General features: G+C 45.8%; 20 protein-coding genes. 17 read left to right on the top strand and 3 right to left on the bottom strand.

Annotation, left to right across the window (positions count from 1 at the left end; genetic code table 11):
• Positions 1-159: 159 nt before the first annotated feature.
• The 13 genes from fba to A6049_RS12695 all read left to right on the top strand — a co-directional run bounded on the left by fba (position 160) and on the right by A6049_RS12695 (position 17,577).
• Positions 160-1,026: a class II fructose-1,6-bisphosphate aldolase gene (gene fba / locus A6049_RS12755; protein WP_063565016.1), complete on the top strand. Its 867-nt coding sequence runs from the start codon at positions 160-162 to the stop codon at positions 1,024-1,026.
• The gene (locus A6049_RS12750; protein WP_090807496.1) at positions 990-1,952 is read left to right on the top strand and encodes a 1-phosphofructokinase family hexose kinase; all 963 of its coding nucleotides are present in this window, start codon (positions 990-992) and stop codon (positions 1,950-1,952) included. Before fba ends, A6049_RS12750 begins: the two co-directional genes overlap by 37 nt.
• Before the next feature lie 184 nt (positions 1,953-2,136).
• A complete protein-coding gene (locus A6049_RS12745) occupies positions 2,137-2,937 on the top strand; it encodes a DeoR/GlpR family DNA-binding transcription regulator (protein ID WP_063565015.1) in 801 nt (266 codons plus the stop codon).
• 70 nt (positions 2,938-3,007) lie between these two features.
• Entirely contained in the window at positions 3,008-4,300 is a 1,293-nt protein-coding gene (locus tag A6049_RS12740; protein ID WP_063565014.1) for an ABC transporter substrate-binding protein, read from the top strand.
• A 15-nt stretch (positions 4,301-4,315) separates the two neighbouring features.
• A complete protein-coding gene (locus A6049_RS12735; RefSeq protein ID WP_063565013.1) occupies positions 4,316-5,251 on the top strand; it encodes a carbohydrate ABC transporter permease in 936 nt (311 codons plus the stop codon).
• A gap of 22 nt (positions 5,252-5,273) precedes the next feature.
• Positions 5,274-6,098 carry a carbohydrate ABC transporter permease gene (locus A6049_RS12730; protein ID WP_063565012.1) on the top strand — a complete coding sequence of 275 codons (825 nt, stop codon included), beginning with the start codon at positions 5,274-5,276 and terminating at the stop codon, positions 6,096-6,098.
• Positions 6,099-6,116: 18 nt separating this feature from the next.
• A complete protein-coding gene (melA, locus tag A6049_RS12725; protein WP_063565011.1) occupies positions 6,117-7,418 on the top strand; it encodes an alpha-galactosidase in 1,302 nt (433 codons plus the stop codon).
• Positions 7,415-8,371: a carbohydrate kinase family protein gene (locus A6049_RS12720; RefSeq protein WP_063565010.1), complete on the top strand. Its 957-nt coding sequence runs from the start codon at positions 7,415-7,417 to the stop codon at positions 8,369-8,371. Before melA ends, A6049_RS12720 begins: the two co-directional genes overlap by 4 nt.
• 50 nt (positions 8,372-8,421) lie before the next feature.
• Positions 8,422-9,969 carry a right-handed parallel beta-helix repeat-containing protein gene (locus A6049_RS12715; protein WP_063565009.1) on the top strand — a complete coding sequence of 516 codons (1,548 nt, stop codon included), beginning with the start codon at positions 8,422-8,424 and terminating at the stop codon, positions 9,967-9,969.
• A 254-nt stretch (positions 9,970-10,223) separates the two neighbouring features.
• Positions 10,224-11,885 carry an extracellular solute-binding protein gene (locus tag A6049_RS12710; protein WP_063565008.1) on the top strand — a complete coding sequence of 554 codons (1,662 nt, stop codon included), beginning with the start codon at positions 10,224-10,226 and terminating at the stop codon, positions 11,883-11,885.
• Between the two features lie 75 nt (positions 11,886-11,960).
• A complete protein-coding gene (locus tag A6049_RS12705) occupies positions 11,961-13,796 on the top strand; it encodes a sensor histidine kinase (RefSeq protein WP_145921922.1) in 1,836 nt (611 codons plus the stop codon).
• A gap of 2 nt (positions 13,797-13,798) precedes the next feature.
• Positions 13,799-15,349, top strand: a complete 1,551-nt coding sequence (locus tag A6049_RS12700; RefSeq protein ID WP_063565006.1) for a response regulator — start codon at positions 13,799-13,801, stop codon at positions 15,347-15,349.
• Between the two features lie 179 nt (positions 15,350-15,528).
• Positions 15,529-17,577 carry a glycoside hydrolase family 16 protein gene (locus tag A6049_RS12695; protein WP_063565005.1) on the top strand — a complete coding sequence of 683 codons (2,049 nt, stop codon included), beginning with the start codon at positions 15,529-15,531 and terminating at the stop codon, positions 17,575-17,577.
• 270 nt (positions 17,578-17,847) lie between these two features.
• On the opposite strand, the gene A6049_RS12690 is transcribed toward A6049_RS12695, so the two are convergent.
• Together A6049_RS12690 and A6049_RS12685 are read right to left on the bottom strand one after the other, a co-directional pair.
• Positions 17,848-19,239 carry a M56 family metallopeptidase gene (locus A6049_RS12690; protein WP_063565004.1) on the bottom strand — a complete coding sequence of 464 codons (1,392 nt, stop codon included), beginning with the start codon at positions 19,237-19,239 and terminating at the stop codon, positions 17,848-17,850.
• 9 nt (positions 19,240-19,248) lie between these two features.
• Positions 19,249-19,623, bottom strand: a complete 375-nt coding sequence (locus A6049_RS12685) for a BlaI/MecI/CopY family transcriptional regulator (protein WP_063565003.1) — start codon at positions 19,621-19,623, stop codon at positions 19,249-19,251.
• Between the two features lie 429 nt (positions 19,624-20,052).
• Between A6049_RS12685 and A6049_RS12680 the strand changes: the two genes are divergently transcribed.
• The 4 genes from A6049_RS12680 to A6049_RS12665 all read left to right on the top strand — a co-directional run bounded on the left by A6049_RS12680 (position 20,053) and on the right by A6049_RS12665 (position 23,226).
• Complete coding sequence (locus tag A6049_RS12680) at positions 20,053-20,679, top strand: hypothetical protein (RefSeq protein ID WP_063565002.1); 627 nt, start codon at positions 20,053-20,055, stop codon at positions 20,677-20,679.
• Positions 20,680-20,926: 247 nt separating this feature from the next.
• On the top strand, positions 20,927-21,520 hold the full coding sequence (locus A6049_RS12675; protein ID WP_063565001.1) for a YdeI/OmpD-associated family protein: 594 nt from the start codon (positions 20,927-20,929) through the stop codon (positions 21,518-21,520).
• 182 nt (positions 21,521-21,702) lie between these two features.
• Positions 21,703-22,731: an ABC transporter substrate-binding protein gene (locus A6049_RS12670; protein ID WP_063565219.1), complete on the top strand. Its 1,029-nt coding sequence runs from the start codon at positions 21,703-21,705 to the stop codon at positions 22,729-22,731.
• 123 nt (positions 22,732-22,854) lie between these two features.
• Positions 22,855-23,226 (top strand): iron chaperone, encoded by a 372-nt coding sequence (locus A6049_RS12665; protein ID WP_063565000.1) that lies wholly within the window; start codon positions 22,855-22,857, stop codon positions 23,224-23,226.
• A gap of 69 nt (positions 23,227-23,295) precedes the next feature.
• Here A6049_RS12665 and A6049_RS12660 read toward each other — a convergent pair whose 3' ends face one another.
• Positions 23,296-24,186, bottom strand: a complete 891-nt coding sequence (locus A6049_RS12660) for a LysR family transcriptional regulator (protein WP_063564999.1) — start codon at positions 24,184-24,186, stop codon at positions 23,296-23,298.
• Between the last annotated feature and the right edge of the window lie 97 nt (positions 24,187-24,283).

Here is a 24,283-nt window from a genome sequence, read left to right as displayed (position 1 = left end):
TTCCAAAATAATGATTGATTTAATCAAATAAAAAGATTATTATGATCACAAGCTAGAAATCATCAAATGTTTCCCATACTCATCTGACCCGTGAAGGGAGGTGCAGGATCGTTCAAATCGTCGCTATGTAACGACGAAACCTTAAAAGGGGGAATGGATATGCCACTGATCTCGTCCACTGAAATGCTGCAAACAGCTCGCAGGGATCAATACGCCATCGCTGCATTTAACGTTCATACCCTGGAAATGCTTCAGGCTGTCGTTGAAGCGGCTGTAGAAACCGAATCACCGCTCATTATTCAAACCACGGTGGGCACAGTCAACCACTTGGGACCAGATTACATTGCTCATGCGGCTAAAACCGCAGCGGACTTGACGGATATCCCCATCGCACTTCATTTGGATCACTGCACTGATTTTTCAACGATTATCCGATGCATACGAGCAGGTTATACCTCCGTTATGATCGATGCATCCATGTATCCTTTTGAAGAAAATGTGAACCTAACCCGTAAAGTGATGGAGGTTGCTCAGGCATCTGGCGTAAACGTGGAGGCTGAGCTTGGTAAGGTTGGCGGCGTTGAGGACGATATTGTCGTCGAGGAACAGCATGCTTCCCTAGCAGATCCGGAAGATTGCGTGCAGTTTGTTGAACGTACTGGTGTAACTACACTGGCTCCAGCAATCGGTACCGCACACGGTATTTATAAGGGACAGCCGAACATAGATTTTGAACGAATTGAAACCATTGCGAATCGAGTATCGGTTCCTTTGGTGCTGCACGGTGGTTCGGGCATACCAGCTGAACAGATTCATCGGGCGGTTGCACTTGGGATGTCCAAGGTAAATATAGCCACAGAGCTGCGTATTGCTTTTTCCGAAGCTATCAAAGATGTATTTTTAATCCATCCAGAAGAGAATGATCCACGTAAATACATGGCTCCGGCGAAGGAAGCAGTTAAACGGCTTGCCATGGAGAAAATACGGTTATGTGGAAGCACTGGCAAAGCCGGCGTAGTCCGATGATTACCACGGTCACACTCCATGCGGCCATCGACCGGACATTATACGTTGACAAGTTTGGCGTAGGTCAAATGCATCGGGTGACAAGACAGGTTAATGAGCCGGGCGGCAAAGGCAATAACGTAGCCAAGGTGATCCGGCAGCTCGGCGGTGAAGTCACAGCTACAGGCATTATTGCCGGCAATAACGGTGTATTTATTGAGAGAAATCTGACTGAACGAGGGATACGGACTGCTTTTATCCAATCAGCGGGAGACTCACGAGTCTGCCTCAACATTGTGGATGATTCCAGTGGTAGCTCTACCGAGCTGCTTGGGCAGGGTCCAAATATGTCAGAAGCTGAAGTTGAAGCGATCAAGAAAAAAGTACAGGAGCTCGCCATCCAGTCTAGTGCAGTTATTATGTCTGGAAGCTTGCCCCCAGGTGCACCGGACACATTGTACGCAGAACTGATTTGTATTGTTCGTTCAGCAGGCGCGCGAGCCTTTCTGGATACAGGTGGAACAAGTTTCACCATTGGGCTGAGTGCAACACCCCATTTCGTGAAGCCGAATGAGCAGGAGCTGGCCGAATGGCTGGGGCAGAAGCCAAGAAACGTGAGCGAATGGGCCCGTGCAGCGCACAGGTTGGCGGATCAAGACATTGATGAGGTGTGCATAACACTCGGCAGTGACGGTGCTCTGGCTATTTTAAACGGAAAAGCATATATGGTGAAGCCGCCAACCATTCAGCCTGTGAATACGGTAGGTTGCGGAGACGCCTTTGTTGCCGGCATGGCATATGCAGGAGAGCGCGGCGATTCGGATGAGTCCAGACTGCGTACGGCTGTCGCGGCTGCTGCTACGAATGCAATGTCTTCTAAAGCAGGTGACATCGACTATGTTCTGTTTGAGGAGTACGAACATCAGGTGCAAATTATACCTTTATGATGGTTGAAGGTTTTGAAAATCAGCTTCATATCCCTCATGAATAACCGTTAGAGAGATACTTTTCTTATGGGATGCAGTTCACGTCGACATATTGCAATCCATCCTTTCATCCTACACAATAGAGCTAGCACGGGCTGAAGTTAACGGATATCATGCAGGCCCAGACATATTAAAGGAGAGACTTATGCAATATTCAAAGGGTGAACTGCGCAGAGCACAAACATTGGAACTGATTAAATCGCATGGAAAAATATCGCTGCAAGAGATTGTCCAGACGGTTGGCTGCTCGGAAGCAACCGCAAGACGTGACTTGGACGCACTTGAAAAAGCGGGCGAAATTATTCGAACAAATGGGGGAGCCATATATGAAGGGGGCCTGACGTCGGCGGTATCGGAGCTACCATTTGCAGCAAAACGCGATTTCCGACGGATGGATAAGGAACGGATCGCTGCCACGGCCGCTGCCCTTGTTAAAGAGGGAGACATTATCTGCCTGACGGGCGGTACAACGACGTTCTTTATTGCGAAAGCACTCAAAAAGCATCGTAATATTACGATTGTCACCAACGCGGTGAATATTGCTTATGAATTGGCTGATGCCGAAGATATTCAGGTTGTGGTCATTGGCGGCGTTATGCGGTCTAAAAGCTACGAGTTATGCGGTCCGCTGGCAGAAAGTGTGATCGACAAAATTAACATTACGAAAATGTTTCTCGGGGTGGACGGAGTAACGCAGAATTTTGGCTTTACGATGCATTCCGAGCTTGAAGCTCGTATTGCCCAATTAACAATGGAACGTTCCAGCGAAGTTTATGCTGTATTCGATCAAAGCAAGATTGAGAAAAGTGCTTTGTTTACGATTGCTCCCTTAACTCAGGTGACAGGGGTAATTACGAATAAACAGCCGGAGGGATGGTTTGAGCAGGCGTGCCAGGAGCATCAGATTGCGATACATACAACTACAGACCACATTGCTTCTATTTAAATACGCGTAATACTCAAACGCCCTTCCCTTCATATGCTGGCTAATTTGCAGGACAAGGGAGGATATGCGAATGCATTTTTCCAAGTTTATGCTGATCATTGCGATGGTTTGTGTTGTATTCGCTGAAGCGGGCTGTTCCAGCTCCTCCTCTTCAGGCGGCGATACATCCGCAGACCCGCAAGGTAAGGTGAATCTGGTCTTTTGGAGTCATCAGGAAGATGCCATTGTGGGCGCATACAAGAAATTAATATCCAAATACCAGACCTTACACCCCGATATAACGATCGAGTATCAGACCTTTCCATATGATGTATACAGCCAGAAGCTGAAAGCCTCATTCTCCGCGAAGAAACCACCCGATATTGCCGAATTTTTCGGCACGTGGGTGCCCGAATATTCCAAGAACGATCTGCTTGTCGAAATCCCTGATAGTGAAAATGTAAAAAAAGAGTACTATGATGCTCCCCTTGGGGGATATTTGCGAGACAACAAGTTATACGGGCTGCCACTTGAATACAACATTGAGAACGGCGGCATGTTGATTCACCCGCAAATGCTCAAAGACCAAGGCTTCGATCACGCACCGTCCAACTGGACAGAGCTTGTGGATTACGCCAGAAAATTGACTGTCCGTGAGAACAATGTCATCAAAGTCAAAGGTTTCGATTTTGTATCAGCAGACAATATTACGTTTACTTTCTTATCCCTTATTTTGCAGCAAGGTGCAAGTTTTATGGGTGAAGACGAACATGTTAATTTCCACTCACCGGAGGCGGAGAAAGCGATGTCCACCTTGGTCTCGCTCGTGGCCGATGACAAAGTTGCGGATTTAACCACGTTCGGCGGTGAGCTGGATACCTCTGACTATTTTTTTCAGGGGAAATCAGCCATGACCTATCGCGGTCCCTGGACGATTGCTGCGGGACAGAACAACTATAAGGTTGATGATTTTGAATACGTTTCCGTGCCTTCCTTTACGGAAAATCCACCCGTTTTTGCTGCCGAATCCGGTTGGGGTCTTGCGGTATCCAAGAAAAGCAAACAGCAGGAGGCTGCGCTTGATTTCATCCAATTCATCTCGGAGAAGGACAACCTCTCGACATGGAATACGGATACCTTTACCGTACCAGCCAAAAAAGAAATTGCCGAAAACCCGGAATTCCTGAAGAACAATCCTCATCTAAAGCCTTCGCTGGACATATTGGCGTTAGGTCAATGGATCGGCCCTATAGCAGACCGGGATTTCTTCTTCAAGCAGGTTAACGACAATTTCCAGCTGATGGCTAGTGGACAGCAGAGTGTCCAGGACGGGTTAGCGAACATTGAACAGACGATCAATGATAATCAGGATCAACATAAGTGATAGGGGTGCTGGGGCATGAGTACTGCTATATCTACCAACAAGGCGGACAAGGTTAACCCAGCGGTAAAGTCAACAGCTTACAGGGCAAAACGAAGGTTCATCATCATCTCACTCGTACCGATCTTGCTTCTGTTCGGGGTGTTTGCTTTCCTTCCCATCGCATGGAGCCTGGGCTTATCCGCATTCAAGTATGACCCGCTCAGCTCAAACGCGATATTCGTGGGGGCGGAAAACTATATTCGCATGTTCCAGGACTCCATCTTTCTGAAGTCACTGTGGGTAACCTTCAAATTTGTATTTATCGCCGTATTGATCAACATTGTCATTACGCTTTTGATTGCTTCAGCGATTCAGCGAGTCCGCATCCCGTGGCTTAAAAATGGCTTTCGGACTATATTCTTTCTTCCCACGATCGCTCCGCTGGCGGGAACGGCCATCGTCTGGAATACCATGTTCAATTACAATGACGGCTTGTTCAACATGATTCTCGCCAAGATGAATATGGCGCCGATCCAGTGGCTCAGTGATCCGCATTATGCGCTCTACTCCGTCATTATGATGACCTTGTGGGCTGATATTGGCTATAATATCGTTCTTTTCATTGCTGGACTGGATTCTATCCCGGATATGTACTATGAAGCAGCGACGCTGGAGGGGGCGGGCCGATGGCATGTCTTTCTTCACATCACACTGCCATTGCTGCGCAGAACGTTGCTGTTTGTTTCCATCACGACAGTTGTTTCCTATTTTCAGGCCTTCCCACAATTTCAGATTATGACCAAGGGCGGACCCTTCAACGAAACACGAGTGCTGTCACTGCAAATCTATGAACAGGCCTTCTCCAGCTCCAATATGGGGTACGCATCTGCTATGGCAACCGTATTTCTAATGATCATCTTGCTTGTGACGCTGCTGCAACTTCGGTGGGGACGCACGCAATGGGAACATTAAGAGGAGAGGGGAGTAGAATCCGATGCCGCGTAAATTCAGCCTGTGGGAAGGGTTTACTATCGCAGTTCTTGCAGTTATAGCTTGTGTTATGCTTTTGCCTTATGTCTGGATGGTACTTTCATCTCTGAAAAGTAACATGGACATCGTCTCAGGTTCCGCCGGTTTTTTACCAAGTAAGCCGAGTCTGGACGGATACCGAACGGTTTTTAGCGAGGCGCCGTTTGTCACGTGGCTGCTGAACAGTCTGATGACTTCCGTCATCATAACGGTGGTGACCTTGTTTACAAGCGCTCTAGCCGGATATGTCTTTGCCAAGCATCAGTTTAGAGGTAAGAAACTGCTGTTCATTCTGATCCTGGCAACCATGATGATTCCCTTTCAGGTTATTATGATTCCCACGTATCTGATCACGGCTGAGCTTGGACTGGTTAACCATTTGCTGGCGATTATTTTGCCCAATCTGGTTAGCTCCTACGGCGTATTTCTGGCTAAACAATTCATAGAAGAGATTCCACAGGAGCTGCTGGAGGCAGCAAGGATGGACGGTTCTGGCGAATTCAGGCTGATGCTTCGCATCGTCATGCCGCTTATTCTGCCGATGCTGTCAGCGTTGGGAATATTCACGTTTATGAACTCCTGGAATAACTATCTGTGGCCACTGATTGTATTAAATGATGAGAGCAAGATGACCGTTCCGCTGGCATTGGTCTATTTTAACGGAACGCACCAGGTCAATTACAACGTCGTCATGTCAGCTGCGGTATTGATTACAATACCGGTTATTATAATGTTCCTGATCTTCCAGAAGCAATTTATTAAAGGCCTAGCTATGACGGGCATGAAATAACGGGTGAGGAGAAGAGTTATGACTAAAATCTCAATTATCGGAGCAGGCAGTGCATTTACACGAGAGATCGCTATGGATATCCTGCTGATTGAAGGCTTGGAGGGTGGAACTATTGCCCTGGTTGATATTGACGAGCGGCGGCTTGAGTTGGCACGCAGGCTGGTGCTTCAGATCGTGGAACAGACAGGGAAGACGTGGGAGGTGATTGCCTCTACAAATCGCAGAGAGGTCATCGGCGGTTCACAGTTCGTGATTAATCAAATTGAAGTAGGCGGGCTGGAGACGGTTCGTTATGAATATGAAATTCCGCTGAAATATGGGGTAAAGCAGTGCATTGGCGATACGCTGGGACCAGGGGGACTGTTCAAGACACTCCGTACCCTTCCCAGCTGGATGGAGATTGTGCGGGATATCGAAGCGCTCTGCCCAGACTGCATCATTCTAAACTATACCAACCCGATGTCGGCGGTTACACTCCTGACTTCCCGCATTACGGATATTCCGGTGGTGGGACTATGCCACTCTATCCAGAACACGTCGGCTCAACTGGCTGAATATGCAGGAGTTCCATATGAAGAGATGTCATGGAAAGCCGGAGGTATTAACCACATGTCCTGGTTCGTGGAGCTGTCCCACGCCGGGAGAGATCTGTATCCAGTATTACTGGAGAAAATACAAACTCCTGAACTGCTGCGGCAGGACCCGGTCCGCTTTGATGCGATGAAATACCTGGGTGCATTCGTTTCGGAATCCAGCGGCCATTTCTCGGAATATATCCCGTATTACCGTAAACGCCAATCACTTATCGACCAGCACTGCAACTCAGGTTATAACGGAGCTACGGGATTCTACGCTGACAACTGGCCGATCTGGCGGAGAGAGAATGATGAGCAGATCGTTTCACAGCTTGAGGGAACGGCACCGCTTGAGCTGAAATCCAGTAATGAATATGCAGCCATTATTATCGAAGCAGTATTGAAGAATGAGCCGAAGGTCATTTATGGTAACGTTCCTAACCGGGGGCTGATTGAAAATCTGCAGGCTGATGGTGTGGTGGAAGTGGCCTGTCTCGTTGATAGGAAAGGCGTTCAGCCTTGTCGCTTTGGAAGACTGCCCGAGCATTTGGCCGCATTGTGCCGCTCGAACATGGCTTTTTTTGACCTGGCAGTGGAAGCTGTGAGGAGGAGTGACAGGGAAATGGCTCGCCATGCACTGATGCTCGATCCACTAACTGCTGCTGTATGCTCCCTGGAGGAGATCGGAAGTATGTTCGATGAACTGTATGAGGCGGAACAGGGATTTGTTCCGGTATTGAAATGATGCAGAGACAACAAACAAGTCCCGTTGTTGTCATTGCTGGCGAGCTAAATGTAGACGTCATTGTATCGGGAACGGATGTCATGCCGGAATGGAATCGGGAGAAAATGGTTGATGGCTTCGAGATTGTACTTGGTTCCTCTTCAGCAATTACGGCCTGTGCGCTGGCAAGCCTGGGAGCGGATGTGAGATTCGTTAGCGTAGTGGGAGATGACGATTTCGGAAAATTCTGTATAGCTGAGCTGCAGCGTATGGGCGTAAATACAGAGCATGTTACCCGATTGTCTGGCATCAAGACAGGTGTAACTCTGTCGCTCTCCACACCCGATGACCGCGGGTTGTTAACTTACGCTGGCAGTATCCCATTGTTAACACCGGATTATATCCCGGAGTCCCTGCTACAGCAGGCCTCACATCTTCATTTTGGTTCCTATTATTTGCAGGATGGAATGAGACCTCATTGGCGAGAGCTCTTTACAAGATTGCGGGCAGATGGAATCAGCACGTCTTTTGATACCGGCTGGGATGTATCCAATCAATGGGACCGCGAGGGCATAAGTGCACTACTGACGGTAACTGATTTGTTTATTCCCAGCGAGGATGAACTGCTGCACATTTTCCCTGCCGCTGGGGTAAGCCATGTGCTTGATTCCATGTTTCCTGATGTGGCAGGAATTGTAGCGGTCAAACAAGGGTCAAAAGGTGCTACACTACGTCAACTGGACGAAAGTAGAATATCGGCCGGATCTTACACTTTGACACCCGTCGATACGACAGGGGCAGGAGACTGTTTCAACGCAGGAATTATATATGGATACTTGCTTGGGATGCGAAGTGATGAACTGCTGCGATTTGCCAATGCATGTGGAGCATTGTCCACACTTGGCATTGGTGGCACAGGGAGTTTGCCGACAATGGAGGCTGTTCTTCTTTTGCAGGCTGAGCATGAACAATAAATCCTGATTTTAATCTAACACAACCAAATTGATCAAAGGGAGTTGAGAATATGTTGAAATTCGGTAAAACATTGCTGGTGGGATTAAGTATGGCGGTAGGGATAGGACTGGTTTCAGGCATTGAATGGTCCTCATCTGCTGCCGCAGCAGGCACAGATTACTACGTAGCGACAAACGGAAATGACTCCAGTGCGGGAACGAGCAGCGCGCCATGGAAGACGCTCCAGCACGCAGCGGATGCTGTTCCTGCAGGCAGTACGGTGCATGTTCGTGGCGGTGTGTACAACCAGAAGCTGAAGATCACCCGCTCAGGCTCCGCTTCACAGGGGCCGATTGTATTCACTAACGATGGCACGGAGACTCCGATTATTGACGGTACAGGACTTTCGGTTAGCGGGATTGAAGGGTTGATTGACCTGACCGATGTGAATTACGTTACCCTTCAGGGATTTGAAATTCGCAATTATACTACAGCTACCAAGGACGTCATGCCCGTAGGCATTTATGTTCACGGATCAGGCAGCTTTATCAATTTGTCTGGTAACAAAGTCCATGATATCAAAAACACGGCCACCCCAACCGGCAGTGATCTCCTTGGCCGTGACGCACATGGGATCGCCGTATATGGAACAAAGGCACCGGAATCCATTCACGATATTACGATTAATGGTAATGAACTGTATAATCTTGTGCTCGGCTCCAGCGAATCCCTGGTTCTCAACGGTAACGTGGACACCTTCTCGGTGACGAATAATGTCATCCACGATAACGACAACATTGGCATTGATCTCATCGGATATGAGGGTAAAGCGCCGAATACGACTTACGATCAGGTACGGAACGGACTCGTGAAGGGCAACAGAGTCTACAATATCACTTCCAACAATAATCCTTCGTATGGGAAGTCACTTCCGAATAACAGTAATGCGGCCGATGGCATTTATGTCGATGGTGGCAAGGATAGTATTATTGAACAGAACTACAGCTACAACAATGATATCGGTATCGAGATTGCGTCCGAGCATGCCGGTAAATCTACCAGCAATATTACTGTTCGCAGCAACGCAGTCTACAACAACCGACTCACTGGCATCGCGATGGGCGGGTATGATACCAAACGCGGCTCCACCGTAAACTGTAAGATCGTTAACAATACCGTATACAAAAATGACACGCTTGGCGATGGCAGCGGCCAGCTTTACGTTCAATACGACACACAAAATAACGTAATTAAGAACAACATTTTTGTAGCCAGCTCTACAGATGTATTGATTTACAATGAATACACCAAAAATTCCGGAAACGTTGTGGATTATAATCTTTATTTCGCCCCTGCCGGAAGCAATGGAGCCAGCTGGACTTGGAAAAATAAAGATTACACAGGATTCTCCGCTTATAAAACGGGAACTGGCAATGACGCGCATTCCTTGTTCATCGATCCCAAATTTGTGAATGCTTCAGGATACGATTTCCATCTTCAATCTACATCTCCAGCGATTGATGCCGGGAACACGGACAACGCAATTATCGGAACACTGGACATTGAGGGGAAACCGAGAGTACAGGGGGCTGCTGTGAATATCGGCGCTTACGAGTGAGATTTATAATCTAACGGGAAGACTCTCCCGAAGGCAATAAAACAAAGGAAGCTGAGTAATCAGCTGCCTTTGTTTTATTTTATTTAAAGAGTAATAATCCTCTTTAAATAGCCGTGCCTGAGTTAGAACTTATCTAAACCAATATTTAGGTAGTCAGCGGCATTTCCATTTCGATCCAAGGATAGTAAAATCGGTGATAGGATGATTAATGCAAAGGTTAATTCACAACTGTAGTCAAGAAAGGAGGATGTGGAATGAAACCCGGTTCCATTAAGCACAGCATGGTCATCTATGGGACCATAATCTTAATGCTGGTTTTGGCCGCGTGTTCCCAATCAGAGCAAATTGAAAATCCATCACTCCCACAGCCCGTTCATCCTAAACAACAGCCGATTGAATACAAGTCGAACCCCGATGAACCCGCATGGAAGCTTGATACCACGCCTGTGGATTTAACCTGGTTTGTAGGTGCGAACTGGTATGGGCACACATGGGGTAAGAGCATGACCTCCAAAATTGTAACAGAGAAAACAGGTGTTAACATCAAATTCGAACTGCCATCGGGTGAAGCAAGCGAACAAATTGCGCTCATGATGACTTCCGGTAAGCTGCCGGATTTGATGACAATAGGCTCGTGGGAAAGTGCGATTCATAAGTTGTGGGAAGGGGATCAGGTGTATGCCTTAAATGAACTGGCGGAGCAATATGATCCTTACTTTTTCAAGGTCGCGGGGGACGGTACATTGAAGTGGTATCGTCAGGAAAACGGTAATACATATGGCATTCCAAATGATTCATACAGTCCCAGCCTAATGCAGGCCACTGGTTTGACGGCTGCGAACCAAACCTTCTTAGTGCGAAAAGATCTGTATGAGGCTATGGGAAGACCGGATTTGAGCACTCCGGAAGGCTTTCTGAACGCACTGCAATTGTTAAAGGATCAGTATTCTGTGTATAAAGGTCAGCTCATCAGTCCCTTCTTTGCTCAGGGGGATGTCTCTTATGGGATGACCGAGTACCTGCAAAACCTGCTGGCTATTCCGCATGAAAAGGACGGGAAATTTAACGACCGTATGACCGACCCAGACTATATCACCTGGTTGAAAACCTTCCGTACAGCTTATGAGCGTGGCCTGATTAATGTAGATTTTCTAGTAGATTCGAATGCTCAGGTAGAGGAAAAAACCAGTAATTCCCGTTATTTTATGATGATTCGCGAGTGGACTGGCATGGCGGCTATCAATCCGATATTGGCGGCAGGTGCATATCCAAACTCATACTACATCGCTGTGGATGGCCCGCAAAACAGTCAAGGTGATTCCGCCAGATTGTTCCCTGGTAACATGGACGGTTGGATGGTTACGATGATTAGTAAATCCACCAAGAGTCCTGAACGAGCCATCCGATTTTTGAGCTATTTAGCGAGTGAAGAAGGCCAAAGGGATGTATTTCTGGGTAAAGAAGGCGAAACATGGGCAATGAGGGATGGCAAACCGCAGTTGACGGCGGAAATGGTCCAATTGCTTGACTCAGATAGGGAGCGTCTGGAAAAGGAATACGGTATCATGGATACCTACTGGATGCTGCGCAACCCTGCCTTCGTTAACCAGTGGAGACCAGAAAAGGCGCTATCCGTTAAGCAAATGGAGGAGTTCGCGAACAAACAGGCGGATATGGACAGTGGCATCTATAAGGGAATAGATCCTGTAGGAGATTCCGATATAGCCTTATCCTGGTCGCGTATTTCTCAGAATTGGGAAGAAGTCTTGCCTGAACTGATTACTGCCAAAGATGAAGCTGCTTTTGATAAAATTTTCGAAAATTTCTTGGCCCGTCGTGTGAATTACGGTTTTAATCAGGTAATGGAATACCGTCAGACCGAGCTGGAAGCGAGAAAAGCCAAGATGGCTGAATAATCATTCCCTAACAACCTCGCTCTCTATCGACTAACTTGTAATATATGGTATAACAAAGGTGGTGCGGATTTCAGAGTGAATTACCTACTGACTAGAATGAGGAAACTTTACCGCAATGCCCGTATATCCCAAAAGCTGTTTCTGGCGTTTAGCGTGATGATTGCCATACCCGTTATTTTAGTATCCTTTTTATATATTCGCATGCAGGAAACCCAGCTATACAAGGACGCTATGTCAGCGGGCAACAGCCACGTTTCATGGCTAAACGAACAATTGCGCAGCAGAATGGATATCATTGAGAACGCTTCCAACACGGCACTCACTCAAAAGTCATTTGTGGATTTTATTCATTCCAATATGCTTGTGGATGGACTACGACTGGTGAAATTTAAGCAAAACCAATTTGAGCAAATGCAAAATATCATTCAGAGTAATGCGATGATCAGTGAGCTCAGCTTTTACGTGGATAACCCGAACTTATATGAAATCTGGCCTGAAATCTATCATTATCAGAAATTTTGGCCGCAGGATTACTGGGCAAAGCTTCGGGATGAAGGTGGTGCGGCTTACCGCTTATTTTCTTTTAAGGATGGTGAACATACGCTATCCTATTACCGGCTGGTTCGCCTTCAGGGTCAGGAGAAAAAACGACCTAGTATTATGGAAATTCGCGTTCCGCACAGTATGTTTTTCAGCGACCTGCTCCAGGAGAGCAAGGGAGACTTCTTTTCTGTTTTGATGAACGAAAGCGATCCTCCCCAATATGTTTATAATCCCCAGCATGAGTTTTCTCGAAAAGCCGGTGAAGGACTGGACGAAATCCTTGGCGGTATTCATCGCCAGCTGGATGTACTGCCACAGGGAAGTCCCGTTAAAATTAAGGTAGGAGATCAGAGCTACTATGCACTGTACCGCTACATCGCTCCGCTAAACACTTATGTGGTCGATATCGCCTCCCATCAGGCATTGATGAAGGGGCCACGCAGCTGGTATGCATTTGTGGTAACGATTACATTATGTGTTCTGCTGCTCATCATGCTGCTCGTATCACATACAACTCGGCGCATTTTCCGACGACTGGACAGCGTACTGGCTTCAATGCGTCAGGTACGAAAAGGAGAACTGGATGCAACGATTGATACCGGCCTAGATGAGAACGAAAGAGGGGATGAGATCGATGAGGTGGCTGTGAGCTACAACAAAATGTTACATGAGGTTCAACGTCTGATGACACAGGTCGTGGATAAACAATTAATCGCCAAAAACGCACAGCTGCATTCCCTGCATTCGCAGATCAACTCTCATTTTTTGTATAACGCACTGGAATCTATTCGAATGCTCGCGGAGGTTCAACGACAACCTGCTATTGCGAATTCATTGGTATCATTAGGTTCGCAACTTCGCTACAGCATGCAGTGGCGCAGCGATACGGTTGCGCTTCGCGAGGAACTTGCCAACATTCAAAGTTATATTCAATTTATTAATTTAATGGAAGGCGGCAGCATCATGTTGACGGCAGATCTCCCGCAGGAGGTGCTCCGCTATGCAATTCCTAAAATGTGCATGCAGCCTATCGTTGAAAATGCAGTTCATCACGCTGCACCATCAGGCGAGAGTGTGTGTATTCAGATCACCGTTTCAGTGGAGAATGAACGCTTGCTTATTAAGATACAAGATGATGGAGAGGGGTTAGACCCGGAGATGTTAGTTCGACTGCAAGCGGCACTGCGGGGAGACTCGGATTCGCCGATTGTTACCAGCAAGAATGGACTTGGTTTGGAAAATGTGAATAAGCGGCTGCAGCTTCATTATGGCGAGGATTATGGTCTTTGGATTGATAGTGTTCAGGGCGCTTATACCTGTGTAACGATACATTTGCCTTGGGAAAATGTAAATCTTGGAGGGTGGTAGGAGTGATCAATATTCTGGTTGTGGACGATCAAAAGCACATACGTGACGGTCTGCAGGCGATGCTGCATCAATTTCCTCTGGAGCTGAACAACATATACTCTGCCGCAAGTGGGATGGAGGCGCTAATCCTTTTGCGCCAGCATAACATTCACATCGTTATTACTGATATTATGATGCCGGACATGGACGGACTCGCACTGATGGCAAAGACCAAAGAGGAGCGCATCGAGGTGGAATACCTCATTATTAGCGGTTATAGTGATTTTACATATGCTCAAAAAGCCATCGAACTTGGGGCAAAGGGATACTTGTTAAAACCTCTGAAGCGAGAGGATCTGCAAACTTCACTAGAGCATGTATGGCAAGAAATCCAGACACGGCAGACGCTTACGTACAACATGCAGCATGTCTCCCGTCTCGCCCGAGAGACAGATCGTAAAGAATTACGAATGTTTATGCAGGGAGCGTTAAACGATGAGGCCTGGATCCTCCAAATCCAGGAACAAAATCCTTCGCTTTGGCACAATTATCGCTTATGTTTGCTGCGAGAGAAATGTTGGATCAACCAGCCGGGTTCCAGCAGCGTCCATAGCATGGAAGCTATTGCTTATAGTGTGTTCGGTAGACAAGGTTGCGTTTGCCTGCAACACAGCCCGTATCTGATCCTTGCAGTGGATGCAGCGATAGATCCGGATGCTTTGCCAGCGGCACTCAAGGAAGGAATGATCGATGCCATAACCGTTATGACTGACCCGCAGCAAGGATTAAAGATGTTGCCCGGCAGCTATACACAAGTACATGAGCTATTCCACCATAGTTATCTGTTTCCAGATCAATATATCATCCTGCCAGCAGCTATTGAGCATATGGAGCAGCAGTGGCAACTTCCCTATGAAGAACTGTATGAACTGTTCCAGTCTGTTGGGACCGACGATAGTGGTAAAATTGCTCAGGGCATTTCCGCAATATTTCATAAAAATGTGCTTCAACGCTATCATATTGGCTATACCCAACAGCTCTGTGGTGCCACAGTGCAGATGATGGAGGAATACGAACGAGTAATTCGCCCCTACATGGGTGAAGAAGCGCTGGATCTTGAATCTTTGCGTAATCTCTTTGATTATCCGGGGATTCGCGATTATATTCAAGCCCTGCAACAGCAGCTGCTTCGACTGAATCAGTTCTATTTTGAATATAAGCACAGTTATCGCAATTCTCAGGATTTAAATGAAGCCATCCGTTTTATACACGAGAGCTATCATAAGCCGCTGGACCTCGCGATGGTATCCAATCATGTGTCGCTTAATTACGCCTATTTCTCAAATCTATTCAAGAAGAACATTGGCAAAGGTTTTGCCGAATATCTGAGAGATGTACGTATGGATAAAGCACGGCGTCTCCTAGCCGAAACCGATCATAAGATTGTTGAAGTTGCTGCTATGGTAGGCTATGAAAGCTACAAAAGCTTTACGCGAGCGTTCCGCCTTGTGATGGAAATTCAACCCACAGAGTATCGACAAATGATGCGCCAAAAGGTAGAACGTGAAGTATAATATCACAGTACAAATATATAAATTGAATCAAAACCCAAAAAAATGGGATATAACAAAAATAATTGTACCTTTTCAGCAGATTATCCTATTCGATAGAATAAAGATATTCCCCGATGTAAGCGATTACCTTTATACGCATAGATTGGGTGAAACTATTATCCTATCAAAGGAGGGCAATTATGAAACCATCTCACTTTACGGAGAAACGGTTTATGAAAAAGGTACTTGGTTTGTTCTTAGTGGTTGTGATGCTGGCTAGTGTTGGCGTGCTGCCAACTTCAAAAGTTCAAGCAGCTGGAACGACAGTTACCTCAATGGAGTACTTCTCACCAGCGGATGGACCTGTTATTTCAAAATCAGGGGTTGGCAAAGCCAGCTACGGATTTGTTATGCCTAAGTTCAATGGGGGCACCGCTACGTGGAATGATGTCTACAGTGATGTGGGTGTCAATGTGAAAGTGGGTAACAACTGGGTTGATATTGATCAAGCCGGAGGTTATATCTATAACCAAAACTGGGGGCACTGGAGCGATGGTGGTTTCAATGGCTATTGGTTCACCCTTTCCGCAACAACCGAAATTCAACTGTACTCCAAAGCAAATGGTGTTAAGCTTGAATATCAACTTGTATTCCAAAATATTAACAAAACAACCATCACAGCCATGAATCCGACACAAGGGCCGCAACTTACAGCAAGTTTCACAGGCGGTGCAGGCTTTACATATCCAACGTTCAACAATGATTCTGCGGTAACCTATGAAGCCGTAGCGGATGATTTGAAGGTGTATGTAAAACCTGTAAACAGCAGCACATGGATTGATATTGACAATAATGCAGCCAGCGGCTGGATTTATGATCATAACTTCGGCCAATTCACCGACGGTGGTGGAGGGTACTGGTTTACCGTAACGGAGTCGATCAACGTCAAATTGGAATCAAAGACTTCCTCGGCTAACCTTGTTTATACCATTACGTTTAATGAACCTACAAGAAATTCATATGTCATTACGCCATACGAAGGAACAACCTTCACAGCAGATGCGAATGGTTCCATTGGAATTCCACTTCCCAAAATTGATGGGGGTGCGCCAATCGCCAAGGAACTGGGCAACTTTGTATACCAGATTAACATCAATGGGCAATGGGTGGATTTGAGTAACTCCAGTCAGAGCAAGTTTGCATACTCCGCTAATGGCTACAACAATATGTCTGATGCCAATCAGTGGGGATACTGGGCCGATTATATCTATGGTCTTTGGTTCCAGCCAATCCAGGAAAATATGCAAATCCGTATCGGATATCCGCTGAACGGACAGGCGGGTGGAAATATTGGCAACAACTTTGTCAACTATACCTTCATCGGTAATCCAAATGCTCCGCGTCCGGATGTATCCGATCAAGAGGATATCTCGATTGGAACACCAACCGACCCAGCTATCGCGGGCATGAATCTTATCTGGCAGGATGAATTTAACGGAACTACGCTGGATACAAGTAAATGGAACTATGAAACAGGCTATTATCTCAATAACGATCCTGCTACCTGGGGATGGGGAAATGCAGAACTGCAGCACTACACAAACAGCACCCAAAATGTATTTGTACAGGACGGAAAGTTGAATATCAAGGCTATGAACGATAGCAAATCTTTTCCGCAGGATCCGAATCGGTATGCACAGTATTCCTCCGGTAAGATTAACACCAAGGATAAACTTTCCTTGAAGTACGGCAGAGTAGATTTTCGTGCCAAGCTTCCTACAGGGGATGGCGTTTGGCCAGCACTTTGGATGCTTCCAAAAGATTCTGTATACGGCACATGGGCTGCATCAGGTGAAATCGATGTCATGGAAGCGAGAGGACGTCTACCAGGATCTGTAAGCGGTACCGTACACTTTGGCGGACAATGGCCGGTGAACCAGTCTTCAGGTGGCGATTATCACTTCCCAGAAGGGCAAACTTTTGCCAATGATTATCATGTATACTCGGTAGTCTGGGAAGAGGACAACATTAAATGGTATGTCGACGGCAAGTTTTTCTATAAAGTCACTAACCAGCAGTGGTATTCCACAGCTGCACCGAACAATCCGAACGCACCTTTCGATGAGCCGTTCTATCTCATTATGAACTTGGCAGTCGGCGGAAACTTCGACGGTGGCCGTACTCCGAACGCGTCCGATATCCCGGCAACTATGCAAGTGGATTATGTACGTGTGTATAAAGAACAGTAATAAAACAGCCGTTTCCGCGATTGGGGTCGTGTCGAGGCCAGTCACCATAGTTATGGGTGATGAGGCAAGCTGAACGGAGAAGAAAAGACAGGCAAGACCAACAACAAAATGTTGTTGGTCTTTGTCGTTTGAGAAGGTAGCCGGTTAGTCTCAAGCGAAACTAATCTTTTCTACAATAATGAAGCAGCCTTCGTTCAACAATTGAACGAAGGCTGCTTCTTAGAATCTTTATATCAAGCCTATTTATTTTGTGATTTCATGGAAATGGTTTTAACGACGGGAAGATTCTTGAGCGGGTACTACAGAAGCCTCTTCACGAACGGCCGCTTGAGCCGATGGACGAGCTACTACAGCTGCTTCATCACGAACTGTGGGTTGTGCTGCTGAACGTGCTACTACAGGAGATTCTTCAGGCACAACCGGCTGTGCTGATGGACGCGTTACTACAGGAGCTTCTTGACGGGCTACCACTTGGTCATCCGAATGTGGTACCACAGAAACTTCCTCGCGAGCTGCCGCTTGAGCTGATGGGTGTGTTACTACTGGAACTTCCTCACGAGCTGTCGCTTGAGCTGATGGACGTGTTACTGCAGGAGCTTCTTCACGGACAGCCGTTTGCTGCGATGGACGCGTTACCGCGGAAGCTTCCTCACTCGCAACCACCCTCGGAGTATTGCTCGAAGCCCAAGCCGTTGTCACTGTACTAACTGCACCAACAACAAATAACGTCGATATCGCTATAACAAAGGTTTTCTTGTTCACATTCTTTACGTTAAGCATAAAAGTTAATCTCCTTTTTAGTTGTTTGCCGTCCCCGGATAAAGAGGAGCAGAATTGTATAGGTAAATTCCTTGATCCTGCCACTACGTTCAGGATGGTTTCCCCATAGCGTTTACGATCCGCAAGGGTCATTCCCTTTACAACTTCTTCATCGCAGGACAGTTCACTCCATGTATGAATATCTTTGGAAAGCATATGAACCAATGGATTGAACCAATGCAATGCACGGGCTACTAATATGAGCGCCTTGATCCATAGGTCTTTCCTTTTCAAGTGGATCAGTTCATGATGGAACACCATACCGATATCCACACTTTCAGAATTCTTTAGAGGCAGATAAATAGTAGGTTTCCTCAATCCAATTAGAAAAGGACTGCGAATTAGAGTGCTGTAAGCAAGCCGAACCTCTCTCTTGAGACCCAGATTCTCCTTGATTACAGGGAGCAGCATCGCAACTTCACTGTTCTTCGGAACGATAGTTCGCGTAAGTTTTAATGTCTTGAGAAACCTGTGATAACAATATGTTTGCCATGCTGCAAAAGCTATGACCCCGATTACCCATAAGCATATTAAAGCGAGAGCTACATTTGCTGAAATGGTCTGTACCTGGATGGCAGGAGTCGGATTGAATGCTCCAGGTAACACTTGTTGAACATTTAAGGGTAACTCGTTTACTGTAGTACTGGATGTGAACAACGAAAAAATCCAATTAAAGACCAGAAAGATGGGCAATAGATACAAAACTAAAGCCATTTTCCCAATTCCAAAACGCCATTTTGCAGGAATGACTTGAAAGGGAGCAAGGCGCAAAGACAGAATGAAAGCGACAACGACACTTCCGGCAACAGTCAGCGTAGACAGTAATACAAGAATGGTATCCATAGACTACACCTACTTTTCTGAAAACCATTGTCTCAGCTCTGCAATGTCTTGATCAGAAAGCTTGTCGCCATCATACAAAGCTGAAATCAAATTTTTTACAGAGCCTTGATATAATCCATCCAGGACTTGTTGTGCCTCCAATAGCTTGTAGTCTTCGGGCGAAATACAGGGAACATACTTGTTGGTACGTCCATCCCTTGTAGCTGTAAGGGCCCCTTTGTCTACTAGTCTAGAGAGAAAGGTGGAGATGGTTTGCGCCTTCCATGCTTTACCCCTTTGGGAAAACATGTTCAGCAGTTCGGTGGAGGTGACAGGTGGCTCACACTCCCAGATCACTTCCATCAGCTCCATTTCAGTATCCGATAATTTTTGAAGATGGTTCACGGTGAACACTCCTTAACTTCGTTATGCGTCCATATCGAAGGTTATTACTACACTACGTAGTAGATACAATTTACTACAACGTGTAGTAGGTAGTCAAGTATTGAATGGATGCTGCGGAACCAGAGTCAGGTTTGTACTAAGCTATATAAGTTCAACTAATGAATATTTACACTGACACTCCGATGACAGAACAACCTTCCGATCGCTGTTATCCCCAGATTTTTTTGATTCCTTTTTTAAAAGGGAAAATCCGGGGATAAAGGCGAACGCTTCGCTTCTTCAGGTTATTTCTGTCCTCTCCGTTCTCGTGTAAATGTTTAGTTGAACATATATAGTAAGTTCAAACTTTGATTGATTTTAATGCAGAGACGAATGTCTGGAGTATATACTTAGTCTTAAATCCTGAAATCACTATAGAGGAGAAATCATATGAATCTGTTTCATATACAATCTACATTGCAAGAGGTCGACTGGACCGCGTCGTTCCTGGAGAATAACTTTATCGGCATTGGTTGGCCGGCGACAGGAGATTTGGAGCACGAGTCTACAGAAGAATGGAAAGCGCAACTAGTTCAACGCTACAGGATAGGAAAGGCGGAACTTCGTGATGTCCTGGACACGCTCCATACTTTTGTCTACGTCATGCAGGATGGGGATTATGTCTTGATAAATGATGATCAATGGGCATATGTTGGGGATTTGGGCGATTATTTTTACGATGATTCCAACGGAACCGGAGAGGAATACATATGTCATCGACGAGGTGTTACCTGGCTGGGACGTATTCCCTTAGCAGAGTTAAGTGACAAAGTACTTGCACTTGTAAGTCATTATTCAATCATTGCGAAATTCGAACATCCAATTTCTCAGGCTCAACTGGAACCTTGGGTTTCGATCACCTCTGAAACCACTGAAGGAGATAATGATTCTTCAGTTAGAGTAGATGAAGGTACTATTCAAGAAGCGCTCAATGTTCTAAAAAAGGCATTGCATAGCGAAGAAGAGGACCTACGAATCCGTGCAGCGGCGGCAATTTTACAATACGCCAAATCCTAGGGGCTTTCTCACTTTGATTTCTTTATTATCGGCTTTCTAGTAAGGGGTAAGAGGTGGGACAAAGGACATATGTATATGAGTTAAATAATAGTTAGTGTTGACCAGACGCCAAATGGTGTCATAATATTTAAGCGACACTACATGGTTTCGAATGAAATTAACTGCTTTCTCTTGGCAATCATATGTAAGAGAAGAATTATTTTAGAAAACACAATAATATGACTAGCATGATGAAGGATGGTCCCTGATGACAACTAATAAAACAAATCCCAAGGTGGATGAATATTTAAACAAAGCAAAGAAGTGGAAAGAAGAATCGGAGAAGCTAAGAGAGATCGTTCTATCCTGTGGCCTTACAGAAGACTATAAATGGATGCATCCTTGTTACACGTTGGAGAATAAAAACATCGTTATCATTCATGGATTTAAGGAGTATTGTGCGCTTCTTTTCCATAAAGGAGCCTTGTTAAAGGATAAGCAGGGTATTCTAATCCAACAAACAGAAAATGTACAAGCTGCTCGCCAGATCCGGTTCACCAATCTTCAACAAATCGTTGACATGGAAACTATCCTGAAAGAGTACATTCTTGAAGCCATTGAGGTTGAAAAGGCCGGATTGAAGGTGGAACTCAAAAAAAATACAGAATATGATGTTCCACAAGAGTTTCAAACTAAACTGGATGAAAATCCTGCTTTGAAAACGGCATTTGAAGCATTGACGCCTGGACGTCAACGGGCATACCTTTTTTATTTTTCGCAACCAAAGCAATCCAAAACACGCGTGTCAAGGGTTGAGAAATCTACACAGCAGATTCTGGATGGTAAAGGGTTAAATGATTAAACCGTTAATGTAATTTGGGAAGCAGTTTGTTTTAAAATAATTTATATGCGTCGAAGCACCTGCCTTGGTAGGTGTTTTTTTGTTTGTCTTTTGTCGAATATGAAAGCATCTTGTCAAATGTACTATTGCATGGTATCGTTGATAACGATTATCAATATCATTTGAAAAAAGGTGGGTTTATTTTGCTGAAACGAAAAAATTCGATATGGATTATATCCGCATTGATTGTATTGCTCTTACTGAGTGCATGCGGTCAGGCCGCAACGACAAGCAATACAACGGAGACAACAACAACCGGTGCTGCAGACACTGAATCATCAACCGACTCAACTTCTGCGTCTGGTGCCGCTACCACAACAGGTGCCGAGGGAGAGACCGTTACATATCAGTCAGATGCAGGTGAAGTGGAAGTACCTGTGGATCCGAAGCGGATTATCGATCTGACCGCATTTTCAACAGGGTACTTTGTTGCACTTGATGCTCCAGTCGTCGGTGCAACGTCAGGCGCCATAAACAACAAGTACATCAAGGATCAGCTCAAAAGTGAGGGGGCAACAGATCTGGGAGAGCAGCCCACAGCCGAACAACTGATCAGCCTAAAGCCTGATCTGATCATCGCATACACCAGTATGGAGGGTCTCGACAAGTTGTCGCAGATTGCACCAGTGGTACAGTTACAATATGGTAAGCGCAATTTCAAGGATCTCATGTTGGAGATGGGTAAACTAACCAATAGAGAAGCCCAGGCAAAAGACTGGATTTCGCAATGGGAAGCGAAGATCAATGAGCTCAAGCCAAAAGTAATTGCCGCTGTGGGAGATCGTACAGTCTCCATTTTGAATCCATACGCCAAAGGATTATTTGTATTTGGGCATAATTACGGTCGTGGTGGTGAAATACTCTATGACGAATTTGGCCTCAAGGCACCAAAAAGGGCTCAGACAGAGGCAATTGACAGTGGCACAGGCTGGGCATCAATCTCGATGGAAGTGTTACCGGAATATGCAGGCGACATCATTTTCACCAGCCCGTGGTCAGGAGATACAACCGATCCGAAGATTGTTTATGATAATACGGTGTGGAAAAACCTAACTGCGGTCAAAGAGGGCCATGTGTTCCAGCTTGATCCGACCTCCGATACATACAACGATCCTGTATCGCTTGAAGGTCAGCTGAAATTTATTTCGGACAGCCTGCTTTCGGTGAAGTAGTCCTTGAGTAATATATATTTTTTCAACCCTTTGGCGAATCTGGCCCAAAGGGTTTTTCAATTTCATTTTCATGATAATATGAGATGAAGTATGCGAAATAAATCTGGGTTAGGAGAAGATAATATGGACGTTTTTGCAGAATATCTAGCACGAATTGATAACCTGGGACATCGGGATCGTACGGAAGAAGTTTTAGAATGGATTATCAAGAAATACCCCAATTTAGTACCAAAAATAGCGTGGAATCAGCCCATGTTTACCGATCATGGCACATTTATTATTGGATTTAGTGTATCCAAACATCATTTGGCTGTGGCGCCTGAGAAGGCAGGGATTAATCATTTTTCCGATGAAATTGTGAAGGCCGGTTATGAGCACACCAAGGAGTTGGTGCGTATCCGGTGGGATGGACCGGTTGATTTTTCATTACTGGAACGAATGATTGATTTCAACATTACGGAAAAAGCAGACTGTTCAACCTTTTGGCGGAAATAGGCATGATCGATAGCCTACAACAAAAGACCTCGCTCTCACTTACGTCGGTGAGCGGGGTCTTTGTAATGGTCATTCAGCAATTGGTTTGCACATTGCACCAAAATAATCTATAACTACGCTGCGAAACGCGATAGCTGCTTTCGATATATATCTGTTTTTATGCGACAATAAAGCAATTTCCCGCACAAGGTTCTGATCCTCGATTCGGAGATATACAATGCGTTCCTGCGGGTTTCTTGCTGTATTGGGTATAAAGGCAATCCCAATCTCCGCCTCCACAAGTGCAGTTAATCTTGCAGGCTCATCTCCTTCATAAACATACTTCGGTACGAATCCGACGGATTGGCATTTGGAGTCCACCAGATCACGAATACCATATCCTTTTGTCACCCCCACAAACCACTCATCCTTAAGTTCTCCTAATGTGATGCTGCTTCGATCCGCATATCGATGACCGAGAGGCACAGCTACTACAATTGGATCCTGGAACAGCATCTGACATTCGATATCATCCCCCTGGATTGGAGGGGAGGACAGGCAAAAATCAATTTCGCCTCGGTGAAGTAGCGTGCACATGTCTTCCAACGTAACCATTTGTACATGAAACTGAACATTCGGTTTATTTTTTCGGAATTCCCGCAAGATTCCTGGTAATGTGCTTGCTGTAGTGACTGCCAATTGAAGTGTACCGTGATCCGGGTTGGAGAGATCAGCAATTTCCTGTTTTCCCTGTTCCAATTCGAATAGGGCTTTTTCGGTCCGTCGAAGGAATGTTCTTCCGAATTCGTTTAACCGCAGCTTTCTGCCCAATCGATCAAATAACGGTGCACCCAAGTCATCCTCCAAACGTTGTATCGTCTTGCTCAGTGAGGATTGAGTGACATGCAGCTTACCCGCAGCTTCCGTAACATGTTCACATCGGGCTAACGTTAGAAAATAGCGTAGCTGAAGAAGTTCCATTTCGCACCACTCTCTTATTCCTTTTAGTTCATCAAATCATAACATAAAATGCGTTGGAATAAATAAAGGGATTCCATTAAGATGACAACAGAAGAAG

This window comes from Paenibacillus sp. O199 (genome assembly GCF_001636635.1).
Classification (GTDB): domain Bacteria; phylum Bacillota; class Bacilli; order Paenibacillales; family Paenibacillaceae; genus Paenibacillus; species Paenibacillus marchantiae.
Note: the sequence above shows the minus strand (reverse complement) of the source record. Positions and strands in the feature narration are given on the sequence as shown.